Source organism: Streptomyces sp. NPDC004539 (genome assembly GCF_040610055.1).
Classification (GTDB): Bacteria; Actinomycetota; Actinomycetes; order Streptomycetales; family Streptomycetaceae; genus Streptomyces.
In genome coordinates this window covers 1-21,495 of the sequence record NZ_JBEXLS010000041.1, presented here as the reverse complement: position 1 = coordinate 21,495, position 21,495 = coordinate 1, and the positions used below count along the sequence as shown (strand labels likewise).

Annotated in this window: 20 protein-coding genes; 12 read left to right on the top strand and 8 right to left on the bottom strand. The window is 70.8% G+C overall.

The window, feature by feature from the left end; genetic code table 11:
- Window positions 1-27 precede the first annotated feature (27 nt).
- The 8 genes from rsmA (at window position 28) to ABZX85_RS46380 (ending at window position 11,793) form a co-directional block, all read left to right on the top strand.
- Window positions 28-999 (top strand): 16S rRNA (adenine(1518)-N(6)/adenine(1519)-N(6))-dimethyltransferase RsmA, encoded by a 972-nt coding sequence (rsmA, locus tag ABZX85_RS46415; RefSeq protein WP_355884036.1) that lies wholly within the window; start codon window positions 28-30, stop codon window positions 997-999.
- Entirely contained in the window at window positions 996-1,919 is a 924-nt protein-coding gene (locus ABZX85_RS46410) for a 4-(cytidine 5'-diphospho)-2-C-methyl-D-erythritol kinase (RefSeq protein WP_355884034.1), read from the top strand. The genes rsmA and ABZX85_RS46410 overlap by 4 nt, the downstream gene beginning before the upstream one ends.
- 198 nt (window positions 1,920-2,117) lie before the next feature.
- Window positions 2,118-2,900, top strand: coding sequence for an MHYT domain-containing protein (locus tag ABZX85_RS46405; RefSeq protein WP_355884032.1), 783 nt, complete (start codon window positions 2,118-2,120; stop codon window positions 2,898-2,900).
- Between the two features lie 116 nt (window positions 2,901-3,016).
- Entirely contained in the window at window positions 3,017-4,945 is a 1,929-nt protein-coding gene (locus tag ABZX85_RS46400) for a nitrate- and nitrite sensing domain-containing protein (RefSeq protein ID WP_355884030.1), read from the top strand.
- A gap of 117 nt (window positions 4,946-5,062) precedes the next feature.
- Window positions 5,063-6,874 (top strand): ABC-F family ATP-binding cassette domain-containing protein, encoded by a 1,812-nt coding sequence (locus tag ABZX85_RS46395; RefSeq protein WP_355884028.1) that lies wholly within the window; start codon window positions 5,063-5,065, stop codon window positions 6,872-6,874.
- 218 nt (window positions 6,875-7,092) lie between these two features.
- A complete protein-coding gene (locus ABZX85_RS46390) occupies window positions 7,093-8,868 on the top strand; it encodes a PQQ-binding-like beta-propeller repeat protein (RefSeq protein WP_355884026.1) in 1,776 nt (591 codons plus the stop codon).
- A gap of 130 nt (window positions 8,869-8,998) precedes the next feature.
- The gene (locus ABZX85_RS46385) at window positions 8,999-10,858 is read left to right on the top strand and encodes a PQQ-binding-like beta-propeller repeat protein (RefSeq protein ID WP_355884024.1); all 1,860 of its coding nucleotides are present in this window, start codon (window positions 8,999-9,001) and stop codon (window positions 10,856-10,858) included.
- A 251-nt stretch (window positions 10,859-11,109) separates the two neighbouring features.
- Complete coding sequence (locus ABZX85_RS46380) at window positions 11,110-11,793, top strand: response regulator transcription factor (RefSeq protein WP_355884022.1); 684 nt, start codon at window positions 11,110-11,112, stop codon at window positions 11,791-11,793.
- 339 nt (window positions 11,794-12,132) lie between these two features.
- Here the strand turns inward: ABZX85_RS46380 and ABZX85_RS46375 are convergent, their stop codons facing one another.
- From ABZX85_RS46375 to ABZX85_RS46365, 3 genes are all read right to left on the bottom strand, one after another.
- Complete coding sequence (locus tag ABZX85_RS46375) at window positions 12,133-12,732, bottom strand: Uma2 family endonuclease (RefSeq protein ID WP_355884020.1); 600 nt, start codon at window positions 12,730-12,732, stop codon at window positions 12,133-12,135.
- Window positions 12,733-12,848: 116 nt separating this feature from the next.
- Window positions 12,849-13,169, bottom strand: a complete 321-nt coding sequence (locus ABZX85_RS46370; protein ID WP_355884018.1) for a hypothetical protein — start codon at window positions 13,167-13,169, stop codon at window positions 12,849-12,851.
- Window positions 13,170-13,207: 38 nt separating this feature from the next.
- Window positions 13,208-14,887: a sodium:solute symporter family protein gene (locus ABZX85_RS46365; protein WP_355884016.1), complete on the bottom strand. Its 1,680-nt coding sequence runs from the start codon at window positions 14,885-14,887 to the stop codon at window positions 13,208-13,210.
- A gap of 105 nt (window positions 14,888-14,992) precedes the next feature.
- Between ABZX85_RS46365 and galT the strand changes: the two genes are divergently transcribed.
- The 3 genes from galT to galK are packed head-to-tail and all read left to right on the top strand — an operon-like array spanning window position 14,993 to window position 18,190.
- Window positions 14,993-16,078 (top strand): galactose-1-phosphate uridylyltransferase, encoded by a 1,086-nt coding sequence (gene galT, locus ABZX85_RS46360; RefSeq protein ID WP_355884014.1) that lies wholly within the window; start codon window positions 14,993-14,995, stop codon window positions 16,076-16,078.
- Window positions 16,075-17,040, top strand: coding sequence for a UDP-glucose 4-epimerase GalE (galE, locus tag ABZX85_RS46355; protein WP_355884012.1), 966 nt, complete (start codon window positions 16,075-16,077; stop codon window positions 17,038-17,040). Before galT ends, galE begins: the two co-directional genes overlap by 4 nt.
- Window position 17,041: 1 nt before the next feature.
- Entirely contained in the window at window positions 17,042-18,190 is a 1,149-nt protein-coding gene (gene galK, locus ABZX85_RS46350) for a galactokinase (protein ID WP_355884010.1), read from the top strand.
- 68 nt (window positions 18,191-18,258) lie between these two features.
- On the opposite strand, the gene ABZX85_RS46345 is transcribed toward galK, so the two are convergent.
- The 4 genes from ABZX85_RS46345 to ABZX85_RS46330 form a co-directional block, all read right to left on the bottom strand.
- Window positions 18,259-18,555: a hypothetical protein gene (locus tag ABZX85_RS46345; RefSeq protein ID WP_355884008.1), complete on the bottom strand. Its 297-nt coding sequence runs from the start codon at window positions 18,553-18,555 to the stop codon at window positions 18,259-18,261.
- Window positions 18,552-18,836, bottom strand: coding sequence for a hypothetical protein (locus ABZX85_RS46340; protein ID WP_355884006.1), 285 nt, complete (start codon window positions 18,834-18,836; stop codon window positions 18,552-18,554). Before ABZX85_RS46340 ends, ABZX85_RS46345 begins: the two co-directional genes overlap by 4 nt.
- Before the next feature lie 82 nt (window positions 18,837-18,918).
- The gene (locus tag ABZX85_RS46335) at window positions 18,919-19,587 is read right to left on the bottom strand and encodes a DedA family protein (RefSeq protein ID WP_355884004.1); all 669 of its coding nucleotides are present in this window, start codon (window positions 19,585-19,587) and stop codon (window positions 18,919-18,921) included.
- A 52-nt stretch (window positions 19,588-19,639) separates the two neighbouring features.
- Window positions 19,640-20,092: an N-acetyltransferase gene (locus ABZX85_RS46330; protein WP_355884002.1), complete on the bottom strand. Its 453-nt coding sequence runs from the start codon at window positions 20,090-20,092 to the stop codon at window positions 19,640-19,642.
- A gap of 260 nt (window positions 20,093-20,352) precedes the next feature.
- Between ABZX85_RS46330 and ABZX85_RS46325 the strand changes: the two genes are divergently transcribed.
- Window positions 20,353-21,117 (top strand): response regulator transcription factor, encoded by a 765-nt coding sequence (locus tag ABZX85_RS46325; protein WP_355884000.1) that lies wholly within the window; start codon window positions 20,353-20,355, stop codon window positions 21,115-21,117.
- A 229-nt stretch (window positions 21,118-21,346) separates the two neighbouring features.
- Here the strand turns inward: ABZX85_RS46325 and ABZX85_RS46320 are convergent.
- Window positions 21,347-21,495: transposase (locus ABZX85_RS46320; protein WP_355884103.1), on the bottom strand; the 149-nt coding region annotated here is incomplete at its 5' end.

The window sequence follows — 21,495 nt, the reverse complement described above, 5'->3', positions numbered from 1 at the left end:
CCCCCCTGGCCCCCGTAACCTTGTCCCGTGACCAGCCCCCTCCCCGACGCCCTCCTCGGCCCCGCCGACATCCGTGAGCTCGCCGCCGTCCTCGGTGTGCGCCCCACCAAGCAGCGCGGCCAGAACTTCGTCATCGACGCGAACACCGTCCGCCGGATCGTCCGGACCGCCGACGTCCGGGCGGACGACGTGGTCGTCGAGGTCGGCCCCGGTCTCGGCTCGCTCACGCTCGCGCTGCTGGAGGCCGCCGACCGGGTGACGGCGGTGGAGATCGACGACACCCTCGCGAGCGCGCTGCCCGCGACGATCGCCGCCCGGATGCCCACGCGCGCCGAGCGGTTCGCGCTGGTCCACTCCGACGCGATGCAGGTGACCGAACTCCCGGGGCCCGCGCCGACCGCGCTGGTCGCGAACCTGCCGTACAACGTCGCCGTACCGGTCCTGCTGCACATGCTCGACACCTTCCCGACCATCGAGCGCACCCTCGTCATGGTCCAGTCGGAGGTCGCCGACCGCCTCGCCGCGCCCCCCGGCTCGAAGGTGTACGGCGTCCCCTCCGTCAAGGCCAACTGGTACGCCGACGTCAAGCGCGCCGGCGCCATCGGCCGCAACGTGTTCTGGCCGGCGCCGAACGTGGACAGCGGACTCGTCTCGCTCGTGAAGCGGGCCGAGCCCATCAAGACGACCGCCTCCCGCCGCGAGGTCTTCGCGGTCGTCGACGCGGCGTTCGCCCAGCGCCGCAAGACCCTGCGGGCCGCCCTCGCGACCTGGGCGGGCTCAGCCGCCGCCGCCGAGGCGGCCCTCGTCGCGGCGGGGGTGTCACCGCAGGCGCGGGGGGAGTCGCTGACGGTCGAGGAGTTCGCGCGGATCGCGGAGAACAAGGAGACGGCCGGCGCTCCCGAGCCCACCCCCTTCGCCTCCGCCGACGCCCCCGCGTCCGCCGAGCCCGGCGCCCCCGCGTCCACCGGCACCCCCACCACCCCCGAGGAGTCCGCGTGAGCGTCACCGTCCGGGTGCCCGCCAAGGTCAACGTGCAGCTCGCCGTGGCGGCCCCCCGCCCCGACGGCTTCCACGACCTCGCGAACGTCTTCCTCGCGGTCGGCCTGTACGACGAGGTCACCGTCACGCCCGCCGAGGAGCTGCGCGTGACCTGCGAGGGCCCCGACGCGGACCAGGTCCCGCTGGACCGGACGAACCTCGCCGCGCGCGCCGCGCTCGCGCTGGCGGAGAGGTACGGGCGCGAGGCCGACGTACACATCCACATCGCGAAGGACATCCCGGTCGCCGGCGGTATGGCGGGCGGGAGTGCGGACGGTGCCGGCGCGCTGGTCGCGTGCGACGCGCTGTGGGGGACGGGCGCGTCCAGGGCCGAACTGCTCGACATCTGCGCGGAGTTGGGGAGCGACGTGCCGTTCAGCCTGGTCGGCGGCGCGGCGCTCGGCGTCGGGAGGGGGGAGCTGCTGACCCCGCTGGAGGTGGGCGGCGACTTCCACTGGGTGTTCGCCACGGCCGTACGCGGGCTGTCGACGCCCGCCGTGTACCGGGAGTTCGACCGGCTGACGGAGGGGACCGCCGTTCCTGAGCCGGTCGCCTCGCCGGAGCTGCTCGGCGCGCTGGCGAAGGGGGACGTGGCGGCGCTCGCGGCGAGCGTCTCGAACGACCTCCAGCCGGCCGCGCTCTCGCTCTTCCCGGAGCTGACGGCGACGCTGGACGCGGGGCGCGCGGCGGGGGCGCTCGCGGCGCTCGTCTCGGGGTCCGGTCCGACGACGGCGTTCCTCGCGGAGGGCCCGGAGGCGGCGGCGGGGATCGCGGCGCGGCTCGCGGCGTCGGGGACCTGCCGGAGCGTGCGGACGGCGGTGGGCCCGGCGCCCGGCGCGACGGTCATCGACGCGGGCACGGGCGCGGGTGGCCGGAACTGACCTGTTAGCCAAGGCTCTGTGAAGAGCTCGGGGAGATCCCGTAGGGGCGGGGCTGACCTGCGTAAACAACGTGCCGAATGTTAGCTACGCCACAGTAATTTAATGTTCGGCAATGCGCGTTCATGGTCCATTTCGCGCCAGTCTGACCGGCCGGAACCGGGTGGCAGGATCAGCCACCCCGGCCGAGAGGAAGTCCCGATGGGGCACATGGACCACTTCAGCGCGGGATGGGTCACCCCCGTCCTGTCGTACCTGATGGCCTGCGTCGGCTCGGCGCTCGGACTGCGCTGCACCGTCCGCGCGCTGGACTCCGAAGGCGCGTCCCGGCGCAACTGGCTCGTCCTCGCCTCCGTCGCCATCGGCTCCGGCATCTGGACCATGCACTTCGTCGCGATGCTCGGCTTCGCCGTCGACGGCACCCCGATCCGCTACGACGTCCCGCTGACCGTCCTCAGCCTGCTGATGTCGATCGGCGTCGTCGCGGCCGGCGTCTTCACCGCCGGATACGGCCGCTCCCGCGTCACCTCGGTCGTCCTCGGCGGCCTCGGCACGGGCCTCGGTGTCGCCGCGATGCACTACACCGGCATGGCCGCGCTGCACCTGCACGGCACGGTGGGCTACGACCCGACCCTGGTCATCGCGTCCGTCGCGATCGCCGTCGTCGCCGCGACCGCCGCGCTCACGCTGACGCTGGTCGTACGGGGGCCGGTGCTCGCCGTCCTCGCCGCGCTGGTGATGGGGCTCGCGGTCAGCTCGATGCACTACACGGCGATGTTCGCCGTCCACATCTCGCTCGCCCCCAGCAGCGCGCCGCTCGCCGGGGTCACGGCCACCCAGTTCATCTTCCCGCTCGCCGTCGTGCTCGGCTCCTTCCTCTTCCTGGCCTCCGCGTACGTCGCCCTCTCGCCGACCGGAGCGGGGCGAAACGATTCGGCGGTGGCGGCGGCGCTGCTGCGCGAGGTCGAGATGACGACGGCCTGAGCGGACCGGCGGCCTGAGGTTCTTCTCGAACCGGCTGTCTCCAGACCGGGTGCGGTGCCGTATCGGGGGTCGGCGCCGCACCCCTTCTTTTCCTGAGTCTCCCTGAGAGGGTCTCCATGCGTATGCCCCGAGCGACCGACCGGCTGCGGCCCAGATCGGTCCGCGCGAAGATCGTCGCCCTGCTGATGCTGCCGGTCGTCTCCCTGATGGCCCTGTGGGGCTTCGCCGCGGTCACCACCGCCTCCAGCATCGGCGACGCCGAACGCGGCAAGGACGTCAACGCCGAACTCCTCGCACCCGTCGGGGAGTTCATGACGGCCGTGCAGGCGGAACGGACGGCCGCGCTGCGCGGCGACTCCGCCGGCTACAAGAAGGCCCAGGCCGCCACCGACCGGACGGCCGCCGGTGTCCTCGACGGCATCAACTCGGCAGGCTCCGACGCCGGGTTGCTCAACTCCTCGCTGCCCGGCCGCCTCGACACCCTGAAGAACGACACCGGCACCCTCGACTCCCTGCGCTCCCACCCCACTTCCTCCTACGACGGCTACTCCGCGATCGTCCGCCACGGCCTCGCCGTCACCGGCGCCCTCACCGACTCCGTACGCAGCGCCGACGCCTCCGACGCGCGCGTCCTGCTGGAGCTGGGGCGGGCCCGGGAAGCCCTCGCGCAGGAGCAGGCGCTGCTGGCGGACGGGGAGTTGACGCGTGCGGAGTACGTCCCCTTCGTCGGCGCCGTCGCGAACCGGCGCGAGCTGCTCGAACCGGCCGTCGCCGACCTCAAGTCCGGGCACCGGGCCGAGTACCGGAGCGTCCTGGACGGCGACCGGTACGCGCGGGTGCGGGCCGTCGAGGACCAGGTGCGCGGCGCCGGGGCGGGCGCGGCCGTCTCCCTCACGGGGTGGGACAGCGCGGTCGGCCAGGTCCTCGACGGGCTGACGACGGCCGAGTCCGACGCCGGGATCGCCGCCACGGCCAAGTCGAACCCCTTCGGCTGGGACACGCTCGGCGCATCCGGTGTCGCCGTCGTCCTCGGACTCGTCGGCGTCCTCCTGTCGCTGCTCGTCTCCGTCCTCGTCGGGCGCGGGCTCATCGTCGAACTGCTCGATCTGCGGGACTCCGCGCTGGAGGTCGCGGGCCGTCGGCTCCCGCAGGCGATGCGGCGCCTGCACGCCGGGCAGGGTGTGGACATCGATGTCGAGGCCCCGATGCGGCGCCTCGTCGGCGACGAACTCGCCCAGGTGGGCACGGCGTTGACGGCCGTCCAGCGGGCCGCCCTCAAGGCCGCCTCCGAGCGGGCCGAGCTGCTCAGCGGGATCTCCGGCGTGTACGTCAGCCTCGCCCGCCGCAGCCAGGTCCTGCTGCACCGCCAACTCGACCTGCTCTCCGCGATGGAGCGCCGCCAGCCGGACCCCGCCGAGCTGCACGACCTCTACCGCGTCGACTACCTCGCGACCCGGATGCGCCGCCACTCCGAGAGCCTCCTCATCCTCTCCGGCGTCGCCCCCGGCCGCGGCTGGCGCGACCCCATCCCCCTGACCGACGTCCTGCGCGCGGCCGTCGCCGAGATCGAGAGCGCCGACCGTGTCCAGATCTGGGCCGTCCCCCGCGTCTCCATCGCGGGCGGTTCCGTCGCCGACGTCGTCCACCTCCTCGCCGAACTCGTCGAGAACGCCGCCTCCTTCTCCCCGCCCTCCACCCAGGTCCACCTGCGCGCCGCCCGGCTGCGCGACGGCGTCCTCATCGAGATCGAGGACAGCGGCTTCGGCATGAACGAGACCGCCCTCGACGTCGCCAACCACAAGATCCAGTCCGCCAAGGTCGACCTCCTCGACGCCAAACAGATCGGCCTCTTCGTCGTCAACCGCCTCCGCGAACGCCAGAACCTCGGCATCGAACTCCGCCCCTCCACCACCGGCGGCATCACCGCCGCCGTCTTCGTCCCGGAGGGCCTGGTCCGCGACGACATGCCGGCGGGGGAGCGGGGGCGGGGCCTGGCACCGGCTGCGGCGCTGGTGCCGGGGCAGCGGGGAGCCGGGTACGAGTAGAGGGCGGCCCCCGTGGCATGGCCCGTGAGCTGTACGGCGTGCGGGAAGCGGTGCGGCGCTGGTCGTGAGCCGTGCGCATTAGGCTGGGTGGCTGACAACCCCCTGGGCAGGAGAACAATGGCCGTCAACCTCGTCAATGTCGAGAACGTCAGCAAGGTGTACGGGACGCGTGCGCTTCTGGACGGGATCTCGCTGGGGGTGTCCGAGGGGGAGCGGATCGGGGTGGTCGGGCGGAACGGGGACGGGAAGACGACGCTCATTCGGATGCTGGCCAAGGTGGAGGAGGCCGACTCCGGGAGGGTGACGCACTCCGGGGGGCTGCGGCTGGGGGTGCTGACGCAGCACGACTCGCTCGACCCCACCGCGACCGTCCGGCACGAGGTCATCCGGGACATGGCCGACCACGAGTGGGCGGGGAACGCCAAGGTCAGGGACGTACTGACCGGCCTGTTCGGGGGGCTCGACCTGCCCGGGTTCCCGCAGGGGCTCGACACCGTCATCGGACCGCTGTCCGGCGGCGAGCGGCGGCGGATCGCGCTGGCGAAGCTGCTCATCGAGGACCAGGACCTGCTCGTCCTGGACGAGCCGACCAACCACCTCGACGTCGAGGGCATCTCCTGGCTCGCCCGGCACTTGCAAAGCCGCAGGTCCGCGCTCGTGTGCGTGACGCACGACCGGTGGTTCCTGGACCAGGTGTGCACCCGCATGTGGGACGTCCAGCGCGGCGCCGTGCACGAGTACGAGGGCGGCTACTCCGACTACGTCTTCGCCCGCGCCGAACGCGAGCGCATCGCCGCGACCGAGGAGGCCAAGCGGCAGAACCTGGTCCGCAAGGAGCTGGCGTGGCTGCGGCGCGGGGCGCCCGCGCGGACGTCGAAGCCCCGGTTCCGGATCGAGGCCGCGAACGCGCTCATCGAGGACGTCCCCCCGCCCCGCGACACCAGCGAGCTGATGAAGTTCGCCTCCTCCCGGCTCGGGCGGACGGTGTTCGACCTGGAGGACGTCACCGTCCAGGCCGGCCCCAAGACGCTGATGAAGCACATCACCTGGCAGCTCGGCCCCGGCGACCGCATCGGCCTCGTCGGCGTCAACGGCGCCGGGAAGACGTCCCTGCTGCGGGCCCTCGCGGACGCGTGGGGCACCGAAGGGGAGACCCAGCCCGCCGCCGGGCGAGTGGTCGTCGGCAAGACCGTCAAGCTCGCCTACCTCTCCCAGGACGTCACCGAACTCCCGCCCACCCTGCGGGTGTTGGAGGCCGTCCAGCAGATCCGCGAGCGCGTCGACCTCGGCAAGGGCCGCGAGATGACCGCCGGCCAGCTCTGCGAGACGTTCGGCTTCGGCAAGGAGAAGCAGTGGACGCCGGTCGGCGACCTCTCCGGCGGTGAGCGGCGCCGGCTCCAGCTCCTGCGGCTCCTGATGGACGAGCCCAACGTCCTCTTCCTCGACGAGCCCACCAACGACCTCGACATCGAGACCCTCACACAGCTGGAGGACCTCCTCGACGGGTGGCCCGGCTCGATGGTCGTCATCTCCCACGACCGGTTCTTCGTCGAGCGCACCACCGACCGGGTGTTCGCGCTGCTCGGCGACGCCAGCCTGCGGATGCTGCCGCGCGGGATCGACGAGTACCTGGAGCGGCGGGCGCGGATGGAGGAGGCGGTGGCCGCAGCCGCTCCCGCGCCGGAGAAGGCCGCCGGTCCCTCGTCGGAGAAGAGCGCCGCCGACCAGCGGGCCGCGAAGAAGGAACTCCAGAAGATCGAGCGGCAGTTGGACAAGGTCTCGGCCGCCGAGACGAAGCTGCACGGGCAGATCGCCGAGCACGCCACCGACTTCGCGAAGGTCGCCGAACTCGACGCCGAGCTGCGCGCGTTGGGCGGGGAGCGGGAGGAGCTGGAGATGCGCTGGCTGGAACTCGCCGAGGACGCGTGAGGTGCGGGAACGGCCCGTGAAGGGGGAGTGAAGGCGCGTAACGGAGGCATCACGGCCCGGTCCACCCTTGGGAACAGGGGAGGATTTGGGCCGTTCTGGCGTCCGGGGCCAGTGATAGAAAGGGCCGTCCGGTACGTCTCGGTACCGGTGCGCCTCCTGGCTCTCCAGAGGTAGGGGGTGTGGCTGAAAAGCAGTGAACTACATGGGGGAACAGATCGATGGCTCAGCCGCCGCCGTACGACGGTCACGGTCAGGGGAATCCACCGGGGGGTGGCTTCGGCCCGGCACCGGGCGCTCCGCAGGGCGGGGGGTTCGGTGCACCACAGGGGCCGTACGGGGCTCCCCAGCCGGGGCCGTACTCGTCGGGTCCGTATCAGCCACCGGCGCAGCCCTCCCAGCCCCCGGCGCAGCCGGCTCAGCCCCCGACGCCTCCCCAGCCCCCTCAGGGCTACGGGTATCCCCAGGCCGGCCCCTACGCCGCCCAGCCCCCCGGCCCCTACGGGAACCCCCCTCAGGGCTACGGGTACCCCCCGCCGCAGCCGCCCGGCCCCGGCACCCCCGGCCGCGCCAAGAAACCCGCGTTGGTGATCGGCGCCGCCGTCGCCGCGCTCCTCGTGATCGGCGGGACCGTGTACGCGGTCACCGGGGGCGGCGACGACAAGAAGCCGGTGGCCCAGGAGAGCACCGGCCCCGACGCCTCCGCCTCCCCCTCCTCCTCCGACGACCCCGTCAACCCCGGTGACGGGGACGGCGACGGCAAGAAGGAGGAGACCGACCTCAACGCCGGCCGCAAGGCGGGCGAGGCGAAGGTGCTCTGGTACAAGGAGGCCCCGGACACGCCCGCCGACGGCGCCGACGCGCCCGGCATGTGGTTCACGGGCCAGATCGCGGTGAAGGCGGCGTACAAGCAGCTCCTCGCGTACAAGGCCGCCGACGGGACGTCCGCGTGGCCGACGCTGACCCTCCCGCAGAAGATCTGCGCGGCGACCCGGCAGCAGACCGCCGACGGGAAGATCGTCGTCGCCTACATGAGCGGGGTCAGCAGCCGGGCGCAGTGCAACCAGCTCCAGCAGATCGATCTGCGGACCGGCGCGAAGGGGTGGACCGCCAAGGTCCCCGACGGCAAGCTCTTCGACAGCGCCTCCGACATCAGCCTCACGCTCGCCGGCGACACGGTCATGGTCGGCCGCTCGCAGTCCGGTATCGCCTACGACGTCCGCACCGGCAAGTCCCTGTACGAGAAGGAGAAGTACGGCGACGCCTGCTTCCCCTCCGCGTTCGCCGCGTCGGCGAACCGCCTGATCTCGGTCGCCTCCTGCGACGCCCTCGGCACCAACGAGCACACCGAGATCCAGGAGTTGACCCCGGCGACCGGAGCGGTGAAGTGGACCCGGCCGCTGGACAAGGGGTGGGAGGTCGAACGGACCTTCTCCGTCGACCCGTTGGTCGTCTACAGCACCCACGACGACAAGAACCTGATGAACATCGCCGCGTTCAAGGCGGACGGTAGCGTGCGCTCCCAGGTCGGCTTCGACCTGAAGATCGGCACCGACTGCGGCTGGGACGTCTTCCACCGCGACCTGATGGGCTGCGGGGGTACGGCCACCGACGCCAACACCCTCTATCTGCCCACGGATTCGGGCAGCGGCCCGAACGAGATCGTCGCCGTCGACCTCGCCACGGGCAAGGAGAAGTGGCGGGCGAAGTCCCCCGGCGAGGGCCCCATGCAGCCCATCCGCATGGACGCCGGAAACCTGATCGCCTACGTCGAACCCTCCTACGACACCCCGGGCCAGGTCCTCTCCATCCCCACCGCCGGCACCTCCCACACCCCCACCAAGCTCCTCCAACTCCCCGCCTCCACCACGAAGATCGAGAACGGCTTCTCCTCCCGTGACATCGCGTGGACCGACAACCGCCTCTACCTCTCCACCACCCGCATCACCGGCAACGACGACACCCGCCAGAAGCTGATGCTGGTGTACGGCAAGTGAGCGGCGCACCCCACACAGGCGGGCCTACGGCGACCGAGCCGCGTACGAACGTACCGGCGGCCCGAGTGAACCAGGCCCACCCCCTTCCACGTCCCCTCCCCACCCGAGCGTTCCCCGAGGTACCCACACCATGACCCAGCCCCCTCAGGGCCCGCCCCCCGGCAACCCTCCGCACCAGCCCCCGAACCAGCCCCCGCCGTTCGCCCCGCCGGGCTCCCCACAGCCCCAGCCGCAGAACCCCCCGCCGGCTCCCCCGCAGCCCCCTGCCTACGGCGCTCCCCAAGGCCCGCCGCAACCGCAGAGCCCGCCGCAGCCCCCGGCCTCCAGCCACCCGCAGGGTCCGCCGCCCGCCTACGGCGCCCCCCACACCCCCCCTACCCCTCAAGGCCCCCCGGCCCCGCCCCCCGGCTACGGCTACCCCCAGCCCTCCCCCCAGCCCGCCTACGGCTACCCCGCCCCGCCGCAGCCCCAGTCGCCGGCGTCGTACGGGTATCCCGCGCAGCAGCCGACGTACGGACAGCCGTCGCCGCCGACCGCGCCCATGCAGGCGCAGGCCGGCGGCAAGGACGGGCTGAAGGCGCAGATCGCGATCGTCGCGTCCGCGCTCGTGGCGATGGCGCTGATCATCGGCGGCGGCGTCTGGTACTCGAACTCGAAGTCGTCGCAGAACGAGGCGAAGAAGGACGACAAGCCGAGCGCGAGCCCGACCGGCGGCGCCGCCGGCGGCGGAGGCGCGGCCGTCGAGAAGGCGCCGTCCGACCCCGCGTCGAAGGTGTTGTTCCAACTGCCCATCCCCTCACTCGTGAAGGGGGAGAGCCTCGACACGGACGGCTCGTGGGTCACCGACAAGGTGTTCGCGAAGTCGGGCGTCTCGGAGATCAACGGCTACGACCTCGACAAGGGGACGAAGCTGTGGACCGTCAAACTCCCGGGCCCGGTGTGCGGAGCGAGCCGCTGGACGGGACCGGACGGGACGAGGACGGCGATCCTGTTCAGGCCCGCGAAGCCGACGAAGCAGACGTACCAGCAGTGCAGCCAGGTCGGCGCCCTGGACCTCGCCGCCGGAAAACTGCTGTGGACGAAGACGGCCTCGGCCGGTGACTACGCGCTGACCTTCGACGCCGTCACGATCAGCGGCACCACGGTCGCCGCGAGCGGCACCAGCGGCGGCGCTGCCTTCGACCTGACCACCGGCAAGTCCCTGTGGCAGCCGAAGGCGGCGGACACCTGCCACGACCGCGGCTACGGCGGCGGCCCGAAACTCGTCGCCCTGCGCAAGTGCGGCGACTACGACAACCCGGTCCTCAGCGCCCAGACCCTCGACCCGCTCACCGGCAAGGTCCTCTCCGAGTACAAGCTGGCGACCGGCATCGAGTACGCGAGCATCATCTCCACCGACCCCCTGGTCGTCGGCGCGGACGTCGGCGACAGCGCGGGCGACGGCAGCGCCCTGTCGGACCTGTTCTCCATCGACAACAAGACGGGTCAGCTGCGGGCCCGGATCTCCGTGCCGGGCGACGACTACGGCGCCGAGTGCGAGATCTCGCAGGCCGACGGCTGCGAGGGCGTGATCGCCGCCGGTGACCGCCTCTACATCCAGACCGAGGACAGCGTCGGCTCCGGCGGCTCGTCCAGCGCGAAGCAGATCGTCGCCTTCGACGTCGTCACCGGAAAGCAGACCGGCCAGCGGGCGGACGGCGGCGAGGAGGACCTCTACCCGCTGCGCATGGACGGCGCGAACCTCCTCGCGTACAAGGAGGCGTCGTACGACAAGGGCGGCGAGGTCGTCAGCATCGACGGGACGACGTTCAAGCAGACGACCCTGATGAAGAACCCGGACACCCGGGACGTCGTCCAGGTCGAGTCGCGGATGTCCCCGGGCCTCTCGGAGATCCTCTACGCGAAGGGGCGCCTGTTCCTCTCGCAGACGTTCGTGAGCGCGAGTGACACGGACGAGAAGCTGGCGATCGCGTACGGGACCGGTTCCTGACCGTTTCCGGCCATGGCCCTGCCCCTCAAGTACTACGGGGGCAGGGCCGTTCGCGTAGGCGGCCCGTACCCTTCCGCGCTCGTGAATGAGAGGATTTTCGGCGATCCGGGGCACTTCTCACGTGTAGGGGGAGCGCAACGTCGAACAAGCGTGTAGCTTCCGGGGGCATGAAAAGACGGGGGTACCGGGGGGTGACCTCCGCGTGAAACTGTCCGGGTTGGGCATCCATGGGGGGACTGGGGGGTTGCTCGATGGGAGTGCGGCTGATGGTGGTCGATGACCACCGCCTGCTCGCCGAGGCGCTGGCCTCGGCGCTGAAACTGCGCGGCCACCGTGTGCTGGCCGCCGCCGCGCCCGCGGCGGGTGCGGCGGAGCTGGTCATCACCAGAGCGCCCGAGGTGTGCCTGCTGGGTACGGCGGCGCCCGCGGAGCCGGGGACCTTCGACCCCGTCGCCCGCATCAAACGGGAGCGCCCCCAGGTCGCCGTCCTGGTCCTGGGCCCCGTCCCGAGCCCGCGCGGCATCGCGGCGGCGTTCGCGGCGGGCGCGTCCGGGTACGTCCGGCACGACGAACGCATCGAAGGTGTCGAGCGGGCCATCATGAAGGCGAGAGCGGGCGAGGCGGCGGTGGCCCCGCAACTCCTCCAGAACGCCTTCAGCGAACTCCTCAACCCGGCGGCCCAGCCGGACGACGAGGGCCAGCGCCTCCTCCAGATGCTCACCCCCCGCGAGGTCGAGGTCCTCGTCCGCGTCGCCGACGGCGAGGACACCCGCCTCATCGCGGCCGGCATGGGCATCGCCCCCTCCACCGCCCGCACCCACGTCCAACGAGTCCTCATGAAACTCGGCGTGGGCTCCCGCCTGGAAGCGGCGGCGTTGGCCGCGCGGACGGGTTTACTGGACAGGGCGGGGGCACAGGGGGTCGAGCGGTCGTGATCGCACCCCGCCGAGGCACATCACAGATTCAACTCGCCCTGTCCAGCGCGTAGTTCCACCTCCGCCCACACCATCAGCCCCCGCCGCGTCCGACACGTCCCCCACCGGGCCGCGATCACGTCCGTGATCAGCAGCCCCCGGCCGTGCTCCTCGTCCGGCGTGAGGACGGGGCAGGTGAGGAAGGGACGACCGTCGCCCTCGTCGGTGACGGTCAGGACGGCGGTCGCAGGTCTCCGCGGACGACTACCGTGCCTTCGCCAGCGGCGTCGCCAACGGTCGGCGCAGCCCTCTCCTCCTCCAGCCCCACCCCTTCCCCGCCAGGTCGGCAAGGCTTCGCCATCACTCCGGGGAGAGCCCCATGTCCTTCGCGCTGTATCGGGGGAGGTCGTCGGTCTCGATCTTCCAGGTGCCGAGGTCGGTTGCCACGGTGACCGGTTCGCCGTAGGGCAGATGCAGTCGGTTGTCGTAGGCCGGGCGACCCTCGGCGCGGACGATGCCCCACTGGTAGGTCCAGGTGCCGTCGCGGGGGTCGAGGATCAGGTAGTGGGGGATGCCCATGGCGGGGTAGTCGCGGGTCTTGTCGCGGTAGTCGTTCTCCGGGTTGGACGGGGAGACGATCTCGATCGCGAGGAGGATCTCGCGGGGGTCGAGCGGGCCGTCGGTCTGCATGGCCTCGCCCGGACAGACGAGCAGGTCCGGCACCCGGAGTTTGCCAAGCCCTTCGTCGTCCGTATCTGTCGCCTCGAAAGCGAAATAGCCCTCGGGAAGTTGCCCGTCGAGCTGCCTCGACACCCACTTCGCCGTGAACTGATGGCGCGGTCGCGGGCTCATCATCATGACGATCTTCCCGTCGCTGATCTCGGGCCAGGCGAGGCCGGGCGGCGGAGTGAAGTGGTCACGCATGGCGCGCAGCCGCCGGTACAGGGTCTGCTGAGTCATGGGTCCTCCCGCCTCCAGTATGAGGGTGATGACAGGCGGCCGGGCTGATCGATCAAGGCACCGTAGTCCAGGGTGCCCGCCCCGAAGGACCGGGCACCCTCACGCCGAGCCCCACCTCACTCCGAGCCGCCCTCCGGCTCCCCCGCCCCCACCCGCGCTCCCGGCGTCAAAGCAGGACGCAACCACAGCCACCCCAGGAAGAACACCCCCAGCGCCAGCATCCCCAACCCCGTCCACAGGTTGATGTTGATCCCCTGGGCCTTGTCGATCTCCGCGTCCCCGTCGGTGATCCCGGTGATCGTGACGATGACGCCGTAGAGGACGAACAGCCCCCCGATGATCCGCCGCAGATCGAAGATGCGCGCGGCGGTGGTGGACTGTTCCTCCAGGGCCGTCACCTCGCGGTGGACGTCCTTCTCCGAGTAACCGTCGGACATGTCGAACCTCTCCTCTCAGGGCCTCAGAGCCACAGGATTCAGAACGAGAACGGGATGTAGCAGGCGGCGGCGATGACGACGGCGCTCCAGCCGAGCAGGGCGGGGCGGCGGTACCACGCGTCGTCCCCGGCGCCGGGCGCCTCGGACATACCGGGGGAGCGGGTGCCGTAGACCAGGCCCTGGAGTTCCGCCTCCGGCTTGGGTGCCGTGAACAGGGACACGACCACCATCACGACGGCGCCCGCCACGAACCCGGCGATCGCGGAGACGAAGTTCGCCCCCTGGTCGGTGGGGATGCCGATGACGTCCTGCTTGTAGAGGACGAAGTAGTTGATCATCGCGGCGGTCGTGCCCGCGAGCAGCCCCCAGAACCCGGACTTCGCCGAGGCCCGCTTCCAGAACATCCCGATGATGAAGACGACGAACATCGGCACGTTGAAGAAGGAGAACAGGGTCTGGAGGTAACTCATGATGTTGGAGAAGGAGGACGCCAGGAACGCCGTGCCCACCGAGGCCGCTACACCGATCGCGGTGATCAGGCGCCCGAAGCGGACGTAGTACGCGTCCTCCTGGTCCGTGACCACGTACCTCTGCCAGATGTCGGTCGTGAACACCGTGTTGAAGGACGACACGTTCGCCGCCATCCCCGCCATGAACGCGGCGAGCAGCCCGGTGACGGCGATCCCGAGGACCCCGTTGGGCAGGAGCTGTTCCATGAGGTACGGGATCGCGTCGTTGTACTGGAGGTCGGAGCCGGACGTCCCGATCTTCGGTACCAGCACCGCCGCGACCAGCCCCGGGATCATCACGAGGAACACGATGAAGATCTTCGGGAACGCGGCGATGAGCGGCGTCCGCTGCGCGGCGGAGAGATTCTTGGCGGAGAGCGCGCGCTGCACCTCCGCGAAGTTCGTCGTCCAGTACCCGAAGGACAGCACGAACCCGAGCCCGAGGACGATGGTCAGCCAGTTGGCCCCCAGGGGATTGGCACTGCCGATACCCGTACCTCCCCAGGCCGACACGAAGTCGTCCCCATGGGTAGCCGTCAACGAGTCCGTCAGCCCGTCCCAACCTCCCACCTTCTTCAGTCCCAGCACGGACAGCGGGATCAGCGCCGCGAGGATCACGAAGAACTGGAGGACCTCGTTGTAGATCGCGGAGGAGAGCCCGCCCAGCGTGATGTACGCGAGCACGAAGAACCCGGCGACGAGGATGGCGACCCACTCCGGCCACCCGAGCAGCGCCTCGACGACGATGGCGAGCGCGTACAGATTCACCCCGGCGATGAGGATCGCGGCGAACGCGAACAGCGCGGAACTGAGCAGATGCGCCCATTTGTCGAACCGCAGGAGCAGCATCTCGGGGACGGAACGGACCTTCGACGAGTAGTAGAAGGGCATCATGACCAGCCCGAGGAACACCATCGCCGGGATGGCCCCGATCCAGTACCAGTGCACGGTGTACGCCCCGTACTGGGCACTGTTGGCCGCCATCCCGAGAATCTCGGTCGCGGCGAGGTTCGCGGAGATGAACGCCAGCCCGGTGATCCAGGCGGGCAGCGACCGCCCGGAGAGGAAGAAGTCGAGGCTGGTCTTCACCGAGCGCCGGGCCGCGAACCCGATGCCGAGGACGACGACGAAGTAGATGCCGAGGATCGTGTAGTCGAGCGCGTTGACGGGCAACCGCAGCTCGGCCGCCAGAGACGTGGGGGGATACACAGAGGGGCCCTTCTAAGGGTGACCGGATGTGTGTGTTTGTGGTTTGATGTGTTCGGTTCTGTTTGATGGTTCTAGCTGTGCTGGTGCACGGATGGGGAGTCGAAGGTGAAGAAGACCTCGACCCGGCTGGCCGACGGTCGTGAGCTGATCTACTACGACTTGCGGGACGACTCGGTGCGCGACGCGGTGGACCGCCGTCCACTCGACCGCACGGTCACCACTTCGGAGGTACGCAGGGACCCCCTGCTCGGCGACCAGGTCGCGATCGCCTCGCACCGGCAGGGGCGGACGTACCACCCGCCGGCCGACCAGTGCCCGCTCTGCCCCACCCAGGGCGACAACCTGAGCGAGATCCCGGACTCGCAGTACGACGTCGTCGTCTTCGAGAACCGCTTCCCCTCGCTGGCCGGGGACTCGGGCCGCTGCGAGGTCGTCTGCTTCACCTCCGACCACAACTCGTCCTTCGCCGACCTCACCGAGGAGCAGGCGCGGCTGGTCCTGGACGCGTGGACCGACCGGACGTCCGAGCTGTCCCATCTCCCGTCCGTCCAGCAGGTGTTCGCCTTCGAGAACCGGGGCGAGGAGATCGGGGTGACCCTCGGCCACCCGCACGGCCAGATCTACGCGTACCCCTTCACCACCCCCCGTACCGCGCTGATGCTGCGCCAGGTCGCCGCGCACAAGGACGCGACCGGTGGGGAGAACCTCTTCGACGCCGTGCTGGAGCGTGAACTCGCCGACGAGCGCGTAGTCCTGGAGAGTGAACACTGGGTCGCGTTCGTGCCGTACGCCGCGCACTGGCCGTACGAGGTGCACCTCTACCCCCGTCGTAGGGTCCCGGACCTGCTCGGGCTCGACGAGGGCGCGCGCACAGAGTTCCCCAAGGTCTATCTGGAACTCTTGAGGCGCTTCGACCGGATCTTCGATGGGCGGGATGGAGGGGAAGGGGGTGTGGATCAGCCGGTGACGCCGTACATCGCCGCCTGGCACCAGGCGCCGTTCGGCCAGCTGGAGGAGTTCGAGGGGGTCAGCCGCGACGACTTCGCGCTGCACCTGGAGCTTTTCACGATCCGCCGCACTTCCGGCAAGCTGAAGTTCCTCGCGGGCTCCGAGTCGGGCATGGGCGCGTTCATCAACGACATCGCCCCGGAGCGCGCGGCCGAGCGATTGCGAGAGGTAGCGAGTTCATGAGCAAGTACCTGGTCACGGGCGGGGCGGGATACGTCGGCGGCGTGGTGGCCCAGCACCTGCTGGAGGCCGGCCACGACGTGACCGTCCTCGACAACCTCTCCACCGGCTTCCGCGAGGGCGTCCCGGCGGGCGCGACCTTCGTCGAGGGCGACATCCGCGACGCGGGCAAGTGGCTCGACGACTCGTACGAGGCCGTCCTGCACTTCGCGGCCAGCTCTCAGGTAGGGGAGTCGGTCGTACGACCCGAGAAGTACTGGGAGAACAACGTCGGCGGCACGATGGCGCTGCTCGGCGCGATGCGCGAGGCCGGCGTCAAGAAGCTGGTGTTCTCGTCGACGGCCGCCACCTACGGCGAGCCGGACGTCGTCCCGATCCCCGAGACGGCCGTCACCAAGCCGACCAACCCCTACGGGGCGACCAAGCTCGCGGTCGACTACATGATCACCAGCGAGGCGGACGCCCACGGCCTCGGCGCGGTCTCCCTGCGCTACTTCAACGTCGCGGGCGCGTACGGCGCCCAGGGCGAGCGGCACGACCCCGAGTCGCACCTCATCCCCCTGGTACTTCAGGTGGCTCAGGGTCGCAGGGACGCGATCTCCGTCTACGGCGACGACTACCCGACCCCGGACGGCACCTGCATCCGCGACTACATCCACGTCGCGGACCTCGCGGACGCGCACCTGCTCGCGCTCAAGGCCGCTCAGCCTGGCGAGCACCTGATCTGCAACCTCGGCAACGGCGAGGGCTTCTCCGTCCGCCAGGTCATCGACACCGTCCGCAAGGTCACCGGCCACCCGATCCCCGAGATCGTGGCCCCCCGCCGGGGCGGCGACCCCGCCGTCCTCGTCGCCTCCGCCGCCACCGCCCGCGAGAAGCTGGGCTGGCGGCCGTCCCGCGCGGACCTCGCGGGTATCGTCGCCGACGCGTGGGAATTCGCGCAGCAGATTTCGAAGGAGAGTTGAGTTGGGCGCACAGCAAGTCCGGGACGGTTTCCAGGAGTTGTACGGCTCAGAGCCGGACGGCGTCTGGGCGGCCCCCGGCCGCGTCAACCTCATCGGTGAGCACACCGACTACAACGACGGCTTCGTGATGCCGTTCGCCCTCCCGCACACGGCGATCGCGGCGGTCTCGCGGCGCGAGGACGACCGGCTGCGCCTGCACTCGGCTGACGTGGACGGCGGTGTCGTCGAGATCTCGACGCTGGAGCCGGGCTCGGACACGAACTGGACGGCGTACCCGGCCGGTGTGGTCTGGGCGCTGCGCGAGGCGGGCCACCCCGTGAAGGGCGCGGACATCCACCTCACGTCCACGGTCCCCTCGGGCGCGGGCCTCTCCTCCTCCGCCGCCCTGGAGGTCGTCGTCGCGCTCGCCCTGAACGACCTCTACGAACTCGGCCTCCAGCGCTGGCAGTTGGCCCGCCTGTGCCAGCGCGCGGAGAACGTCTACGTGGGCGCCCCGACCGGCATCATGGACCAGACGGCGTCCGCCTGCTGCGAGGAGGGGCACGCCCTCTTCCTCGACACCCGCGACCTCGCCCAGAAGCAGATCCCCTTCGACCTCGCGTCCGAGGGCCTGCGCCTCCTGGTCGTCGACACCCAGGTCAAGCACGCCCACAGCGAGGGCGAGTACGGCAAGCGCCGCGCGGGCTGCGAGGAGGGCGCGGCGATCCTCGGCGTCACGGCCCTGCGCGACGTCCCCTACGCCGACCTGGACTCCGCTCTCGCCCGGATCGACGACGAGGAGATCCGTCGCCTGGTGAAGCACGTCGTCACGGAGGACGAGCGCGTCGAACGCGTCGTCGGCCTCCTGGAGTCCGGCGCGGACGCCCGCGAGATCGGCCCGGTCCTGGTCGAGGGCCACGCCTCCCTCCGCGACGACTTCCGCATCTCCTGCCCGGAGCTGGACCTCGTCGTCGACTCCTCCCTGGCCGCCGGCGCCCTCGGCTCCCGCATGACCGGCGGCGGCTTCGGCGGCTCCGCGATCGTCCTCGCCGAGGAGTCGGACGTCTCCGGCATCACCAAGGCCGTCGAAGAGGCGTTCGCATCAGCCGGCTTCACGGCCCCGCGCGTCTTCGAGGCGGTACCGGCACCGGGGGCACGGCGCCTGGTGTGACCTCAGGCACGCGCTCGTACAAGAAGCGGTCCCCACAGGTCTCTTGCCTGTGGGGACCGCTTCTTCGATTACGAGAACAGCGCCGGAGTCACCAGGGCGATACGGACGATGCCGGGCTCAGGTGGCGGGGCGTCGTAGACGTAGGTGACGGTCAAGGGCGGGCGGGATTCCGTACCTTCGATCCGAGTCGTGTAGAGCTTCATTCCGCCGACGGCGCTGCGGGCTTGGCGGCCGAGCGCCGGATTTTTCTCCAATTCGGCTCGCAGCGCCTCGACGGCTTCGAGCGCTCCCGATCCGATGGCCGTGCAGCGGGAACGCGCCTCATGCGTGATCTCGGCGACGGCCGGCTGCGGCGCGTCGGTCACTCCGCTGTCTCCCGGGCCGCCTGGATCTCGGAGATCGCCGCGCCGACGGCCGCGTCGAACGCCGGGTCCTGGCGGGCGGCGATCCGCCCTCGGAACTCCTCCACCAGGCGGACGATGCCGGTGAGGTCGGCCGGATCGGAGTGGTTGATCTCGCGAGCCAGTTCGGCCTCGAAGTCGTCGGCGTCGCCGGGGAAGCCGTAACCCATGGTGAGCGCGGCGCGGAGTTCACCGATAGTGCGGAGGGGAGGGACCGATGGATTGCCCATGGGGTGTGTGGTCATGGCGGCCGGGCCTTCCTTTCGTCCGTTCATGAAAGAACCCTGTCCTTCCCTGGATGGAACGTAACGCTACCGCGCTGCGAGGTCACGTCGAACGACGATGCCGGGCCTTCGGTCCCCGGCTCCGGATGCGTACCGTCACGAACAGTGCCACCGCCACCACGGCGAGTCCCAGGACCACCTTGGACAGCACCCCGACGTACGCCTCGACGAGTTCCCACTGGTCGCCCAGCCAGTAACCGGCCATGATCAGGACGGAGTTCCAGATCAGGCTGCCGAGGGTGGTGAGGGCGACGAAGGTGGGGAGGCGCATGCGTTCGACGCCGGCGGGGACGGAGATGAGGCTGCGGAAGACGGGGAGCATGCGGCCGAGGAAGATGGCCTTCGTGCCGTGCCGGGCGAACCACTCCTCCGTGCGGACCAGGTCCGCCGGTTTGACCAGCGGCAGCTTCGCCCAGATCGCGTGCACCCGGTCCCGCCCGACCAGCATGCCGATCCAGTAGAGGACGACCGCGCCGACGACCGCCCCCAGCGTCGTCCAGAACAGCGCGGACGGCAGACTCAGCACGCCCTGCCCCGCCGCGAACCCGGTCAGCGGCAGGATCACCTCGCTGGGGATCGGCGGGAACAGGTTCTCCAGCGCGATCGCCAGCCCCGCCCCCGGCCCCCCGATCGTGTCGATCAGATCCGTGACCCACCCGGTGATCCCGTCGGAGGGTTCCTGGGGCGGGGCGGCGAGGTGCACGGTGGTCATGAGGTAAAGATAGAGCAAAGTGTCGGCGGTGGGTGGCGCGGGGTCGCCCCGGCTACGCCCGGCCCAGCCGCTTCGTGAACGTGAACTCCGTGACGCCCGGCGGGTAGTCGGGGATCGCGCACACCTCGTCGTACCCCGATTTCCGGTAGAAGTCCGGCGCCTGGAAGTCCCAGGTCTCCAGGCGGACGGCCGCGCAGCCGCGCTCCTCGTGGGCGATGCGCTCCGCCGCGGTGAGAAGCCCGGTGCCGAGGCCGGCGCCGCGGTGCTCGGGGTCGACCCAGAGGAACGTCACGTGCAGCCAGCCGGCCCAGGTGTGGCCGACCAGTCCGCCGCAGAGGGGGTTCGCGGGGGTGGTGGCCCAGATGTGTAACGGGGACTCGTGCGTGCCGCGCAGGGCGCGGAGTACGGGGGACGCCTCCGTGTTGGCCGCGCGGAGCCTCGTACGGAGCAAAGCGCGTCGAGTGTTGTCCACTTCCGTCTCAAAGCTGAACATGCGGCACACCATAAACGCGTCCGCCGACCAGTTCTGCGAAATCGCTTCCGCTCCGTGCTCCCGGGCCTACTCTGTGAACAACACCGGCGGGGGGCCGGTGCCGTTCAGGGGGCGAGACAGTCGGGTACGACGCTCGCGGTGGGGGTATCAGTACGCGCACGGCGGCGGCCGTGCGGCACCCTCGCCACGGGCGCCGTACCCGCAGCCGTCGTTCTCCGGTCTTTTTCTGGGGTATCCCCTGCTCTGTCGAGGAGCCTGGGGAAGGGGGTTTCGTGGTTCGCATCCGTGTTCTGGTGGTCGACGATCACCGTATCTTCGCCGAGTCGCTGGCCGCGGCGCTGGCGGCCGAGCCCGATGTCGAGGTGTCCGCGGCGGGCAGTGGCCCCGCCGCGATGCGGAGTCTGGAGCGGGCGGCGGCGGAAGGGCGCCGGTTCGACGTGCTGCTCGTCGACGCCGATCTGGGCGCGGGCGTGCCGGGGCTGCGGGCCGCGCCGGTCCACGAGGTCGGTGAGAACGGGCACGTGGACGGCATCTCGCTCGTCTCCGGCGTGCGGGCCTCGCAGGCGTACGTACGGGTCGTGGTGCTCGCGGAGAAGGACGATCCCCGGCGGGCCGCGCTCGCGCTCCAGGCGGGGGCGTCGGGGTGGGTCGCCAAGGACTGTTCGCTGTCACGGCTGTTGACGGTCGTGCGGGGGGTCCTGCGCGACGAGACGCATCTGCCGCCGGCGCTTCTCACGGGCGTACTGCGGGAGTTGACGGCCGCGCGCAAGCACCGGACCGAGAGCGAGCGGTTGGTGGAGTCGTTGACTCCCCGGGAGCGGGAGGTGTTGCGGTGCATGGTCGCGGGGCTGGGGCGGAAGGCGGTCGCGGAGCGGCTGTTCCTGTCACCGCACACGGTCCGGACCCATATGCAGAACGTGCTGGGGAAGTTGGGGGTGCATTCGACGCTGGCGGCGGTGGCGTTGGCGCGGAGGGCGGGAGTCGGGCCCGTTGATCTCGCCGGGGATGTGGTGGAGAGGGGCGGGCAGTTGGCGTGACGCCTGCGTGCCTGCCGGGGGTTGAGCGTTGGCGGGTGCGGGTCCGCTGTGGTTGATCGCGCCCGCGCGGCGGAGCCGCATATCGACACAGCCCCGCGCCCCTAAAAGATAAAAGCCTTCAGCGCGCCACTCCTGAGAGGCTCCGCCAGCCGCCGGCGCCGCTCCCCACCCACCCGCACTTGCTTCTCCTGCCGCACCACCCACACCCCTTAGGAGTTGTCTTCAAAGGTCACGCCCACATCAGGAGTGAGGCAAGGGTGACGGCGGCCTGGTAGGACTCGGTGGTCTTCTCGTAGCGGGTCGCGATGCCGCGCCACTGCTTGAGTCGGTTGAAGCACCGTTCAACGACGTTGCGCCGTTTGTAGAGCTGCTTGTCGA